This window comes from Schlesneria sp. (genome assembly GCF_036405755.1).
Classification (GTDB): domain Bacteria; phylum Planctomycetota; class Planctomycetia; order Planctomycetales; family Planctomycetaceae; genus Schlesneria; species Schlesneria sphaerica.
This window is the reverse complement of sequence record NZ_DASWWZ010000486.1, coordinates 1-3,970: the sequence shown is the minus strand read 5'-3', so window position 1 is coordinate 3,970 and position 3,970 is coordinate 1. Positions and strand designations below refer to the sequence as shown.

At 56.3% G+C, this 3,970-nt stretch carries 2 protein-coding genes and 1 pseudogene; all 3 read right to left on the bottom strand.

Annotated elements, in window-relative coordinates; translation table 11 throughout:
• Positions 1–1,485 (bottom strand): annotated as a pseudogene (locus VGE80_RS16425) (glutamate synthase subunit alpha); the annotation flags it as partial.
• An 11-nt stretch (positions 1,486–1,496) separates the two neighbouring features.
• Complete coding sequence (locus tag VGE80_RS16420; protein WP_373652089.1) at positions 1,497–2,474, bottom strand: LysR family transcriptional regulator; 978 nt, start codon at positions 2,472–2,474, stop codon at positions 1,497–1,499.
• A 312-nt stretch (positions 2,475–2,786) separates the two neighbouring features.
• Positions 2,787–3,970 (bottom strand): hypothetical protein (locus VGE80_RS16415; protein WP_440593422.1); only part of this gene is annotated, 1,184 nt, incomplete at its 5' end.

The window sequence follows — 3,970 nt, the reverse complement described above, 5'->3', positions numbered from 1 at the left end:
TTCAGTGGTATATCCGAACGACTGCATGTGCTGCAGCAGTTCATCGCCCACCATCCGCTGCGGCGGTTCTGCCACGGGAAGTTCGTTCAGCAGAAGTCGCTGCTGACGGAGCCATTCGTTGTAAGGACGCCGGTTCGAGTAGTCCTTCTTCAGTTCTTCGTCAGGGATCAGTCGCCCCTGCTTGAAATCGACCAGAAACATCTTGCCAGGCTGCAGACGTCCTTTTGTCTTGACATTCGCGGGGTCGATATCGAGCACACCGACTTCGCTGGCCATGATCACGCGATCATCATGCGTAACGTAGAAGCGGCTGGGACGCAGACCGTTCCGGTCGAGAGTCGCGCCAATGACGTTACCGTCGGTGAACGAAATCGACGCAGGACCGTCCCACGGCTCCTGCAGGGCCGAGTGGTACTCGTAGAAGGCCCGCTTGTCTTCGGGCATCGTGTCATGATTCTGCCAGGCTTCCGGCACCATCATCATCACGGCTTCGGGGAGCGTCCGTCCTGCCATGACCAGCATTTCGAGCGCATTGTCGAAGTTACCCGAGTCCGAGCAGTGAGGCTCGATCAGTGGGAAAAGCTTCTGCAGGTCGTCGCCAAACAGCGCACTCTGCATCATCCCCTGACGGGCAAACATCCAGTTTCCGTTGCCGCGAACGGTGTTGATCTCGCCGTTGTGAGCAATGTAACGCTGAGGATGTGCACGATCCCAGCTTGGGAAGGTATTCGTCGAGAAACGGCTGTGAACCATCGCCAGGTGCGAAACGAAGTCCGCATCCTGCAGGTCAACGAAGAACGGAGCGACCTGCTCGGGGGTCAACATTCCCTTGTAGATCATGATGCGGGACGAAAGGGAACAGGCGTAGAATTGCAGTGCCTGCTCGAGGTTGCCTTCCCGGATCGCGTGGCTGGCTCGCTTGCGGATGACGAAGAGCTGTCGTTCGAACGCATCCTGGTCCAGACCGGGAGCCGACGCCACGAACAATTGCTCGAAGTGCGGCATGGCCGCGCGAGCGGATGGGCCGATGTCTGCCCCATCCGGGTCAACGGGGACGTGACGCCACCCGATCAGCGTCTGACCCTGTTCGGCAATCAGCTGCTCAACGGTCGCTTTGGCCGACTTCCGTTGATCGGCATCCGTTGGCAGGAAGATCAGACCGACACCGTAAGAGCCGAATGCAGGAAGAGCCTTCTGCAGATCGCGCTGAACAGACTTGACGAAGAAGTCATGTGGGATGGAGGTCAGAATACCGGCGCCGTCACCCGTGTTCGTCTCGCAGCCGCATGCTCCACGATGGGACATGTGCTTGAGCATCCGCAATGCGTCGTCAACGATCTGGCGGGACTGCTGGCCTTTAATGTGGGCCACAAAACCAACACCGCACGAATCATGTTCGTTCGCAGGATCGTAAAGTCCATATGCCTTTGGTGTACCGTCCGAATTGAACAGTTCTGGCTGACGTTGAAAGAGAGTCTCGGTCATTTCGATGTTTTCTAACGGGGTAGCGTTGAAGATGACGTAATCTTGTTCAGGTCGACTGAACGGTTGGAGTCGGAATTCAACTTGGTTTCATTTGATAGCGAGAAAGTCTCTGGATCCTGATGCAGTAATTCCAGAAATCGAGTGATGGCCGTCGTGAAGGGTTTTGACCGGCGGTAAACAATGTCCAGCCGGCGAACCCAGTCGACGTTTTCGATTTCGATGGCGACCAGTGAGCCAAATTCGATTTCGCGACGTACTGTCGGAATCGGTAACAGTCCCAATCCGGACCCGACTTCGACCGCACGCTTGATGTTTTCAATATTGTCAAATGCATGTACCAGGTTTACCGAGACCTTGGCCTGTTTCAGCCAGCGGTCAATTTCATGTCGAATTCGAAGTTCTGACGTGAATCCAACCAGCGATTCTCCATCCAGTTCTGCGGCCTGAATGCTGGTCCGCTTGGCCAGCCGATGTTGCGGCGCAACGACTGCAACAATCTTCTGGTCCTGCCAGGTTTCATAAATCAAATCAGCCCGTCGCTGGGCAAACGACATCAATCCCAGGTCGACAGTTTCATTCAGAACGCTGTCAAGAACCTGTTCAGGATGCAGATATTGCAGATCCAGAGCCGCGTCGGGGTAAAGCCGCTCGAACTCTTTCACATAGCAATCCATCTGCAGCAACCCGACCGAATAGATGGATGCGACTCGAACAGTCCCAACCACCTTGTCACGCTGCTGAAGGATTCGATCTTCCAGGCGCCGGTAACCGTCAAGCAGTTGCCGGCACCCATCAAAATAAATCCTTCCTTCAGGAGTCAACTGAAGCGGCCGAATGGAGCGATTCAGCAGGTCGCACCCCAGTCGTTCTTCCAGCGCTTTAACTGTTTCGCTGGCGGCAGGTTGTGAAATTCCATGAACCTTCGCGGCTTTGGAAAAACTTCCCAGGTTAGCCACTTCGCAGAAGAGTTCGAGGTCACGGAGGTTCATACACCGGCTACACAGTATCAGTGCGGGAAATAAGCCACTTCAGTAAGTATCGGATTTAGCGATGCGAAATGTTATCCATGGGTGACATTAATCGTCAAACGATTTGCGGTTTTTTTTCCCGGTCGGCAGGGGATTTCTCGCTCAAGTGCTGATCAAATTCACCGTCAGTCCCCCTCTGGGCGCGGATCTCACCCGCGTCCCGCTGTGAGGGAGGGATGAGTCTGAACGGGGCCTTCCCCTCGCGGGGTAGTCGACAGGCGACGGTAGACTAGGCAGGCGAATTTCGCCGGATTCCGGTACCCGGTTGAGGCGTCAGGAGCCCCCCTGCTCGACGAAGCGGTCGTCCCAAGATCCGTTCGGCGCACGTTGAGCACCTTGATGAGCATCTTCTTCAATCGGACTGCTGACACCGTAGTCAGAGAAAACGTTCATCCCTGTTTGCGGGGGAATCTTTGCTGCCTGCCGGGCGTTTTCGTCCTGCAGCCATTTCGGCATTGATTCTCGTAAGATCCCGGTCAATTCACCCTGGGGGGATTCGAGCGGCTCTTCCCGTATTTCCGATGGTGCCGATTGTTCCTGGCCGGGCAAATGCCAGAACCACTGATTGCTTTCCCTAATCGCCCGGCAACCCAGAATCTTGAAGGCCCGCCGGAGTGTGGAATAGCTGATGTCGTAGTAACCGGCGTTGCAGCGGATCCAGATCGACGATGCACGGCCCGGCGTCAACTGGTCCTTCAACCAGCGTGTGACACGCTGGATCTCGTAGACTTCCTCACGCACAAGGGGATTTTTCTGTTTCAATATTGCTTCCCGAAAGTAATCGTCACTCGAGAGCGCGATCGGTTCCGGCGACCAGTTCAACGATCCCTGCTCGATCGTAAACGACAGGGCAGGTTGCATCGCCGAAAGGTTCAGTTTGACAGGAAGCAGCAGTCGCTGGTTCCTGTCTTCCAGGTCGGGGGCGACCGTCAGTACAGCGCGTGCCGAGTTGACGAGTTCCTGATGCAGGACAGTGTTACTTCGCCCCCCTGCTTTGAGCGATGCGCTGGAAACGACCAGGATCGCCGCGCCGGACCGTGCCGCCAGATCGACCAACTTGGTCACGGTGTGGGCCCGGTCCCGTTTTTTGTCCTGCGGGCTCAGGAAGCGGTCGATCGGATCGACCACGACCAGTCCAATCTGTTCACCCTGGCAGTTCAGTTGTGCGATGGCACGCTCAAGCTTTTGGAAATCTCGCTTCAGTCGAAACAGACGTTCGTCGTCCTGTTCCTGCGACCCCTTCGCCCTGCAATCGGGATCAAGCGGGGCTTCCGCAGCCGTTTTCTCGATCTCGTGTCCGATGTGATCATCCTGCGTGGCAGGAATCGAGAGCGGCGCTGGAGAAACGACGGGTTGTCTCTCGCTGCTTGATTCACTCTCCGTTCTCAATACGAAGGTGCGCGAGACGTCGCCCCCTGCGGCCAGCAGACGAGGCAGCACGGTGTCCTCAGCGGCAT